The 612-nt window shown below is 35.3% G+C and carries 1 protein-coding gene; it reads right to left on the bottom strand.

Features of this window, described 5'->3' with window-relative positions; all coding sequences use genetic code 11:
• Positions 1-82: 82 nt before the first annotated feature.
• The gene (locus G5A70_RS15535) at positions 83-511 is read right to left on the bottom strand and encodes a hypothetical protein (RefSeq protein ID WP_173750341.1); all 429 of its coding nucleotides are present in this window, start codon (positions 509-511) and stop codon (positions 83-85) included.
• Between the last annotated feature and the right edge of the window lie 101 nt (positions 512-612).

Below are 612 nucleotides of genomic sequence, written 5' to 3'. Positions count from 1 at the left end.
CCGTTTCCACTTACACTATTCGCCCCAGCATAGCTGGGGGATTAGACTTTTCATTTAATTCATTCGGTTATAGAATTCCTTATTATTCGGTATTCAACATAGAATAGAGAAGAACTTCTTTATATAAAAGATCCCATGTATTAGGAGATTTCGCAACTGCGTCTGGGCTATCTGATAAATCTTCCGACGAAGTCATGATAATATTAATAAGTTTTCCTCCTAGCCTATTCCAGATCTTCTCAGGTGACATTTCCCAACTATATAACTGGGTTGACTTATCCACCTTGACTAATGCTCTAAAAGCCGCAACAATTGGAAATATAATTCCTTTAGGCAATACATAGTTCATCGGTTGATTGCCAAAAATAGAATAATTTACAACCGTATCTTCATTCACATACTTTGACATTTTTTTTCTGCGATATGTACGATTTACCGTATTACCTTTATCAGCAAATGTAGTTTCAACCATTTCCCAAATATCAAAAATATCAGGAATAATCGGAGTCATGTTTTTTACAATTTGGTCTCGAGAATCCTTTAATCTTAAAAATCTAAGTCAGCAACCACCAGTTCAACTGGTGGTTTGATATTAGCCCTCAAAAGGGCTTT

It is taken from the genome of Blautia hansenii, assembly GCF_013304445.1.
GTDB lineage: Bacteria > Bacillota > Clostridia > Lachnospirales > Lachnospiraceae > Blautia.
This window is presented reverse-complemented; position numbering and strand designations above follow the sequence as displayed.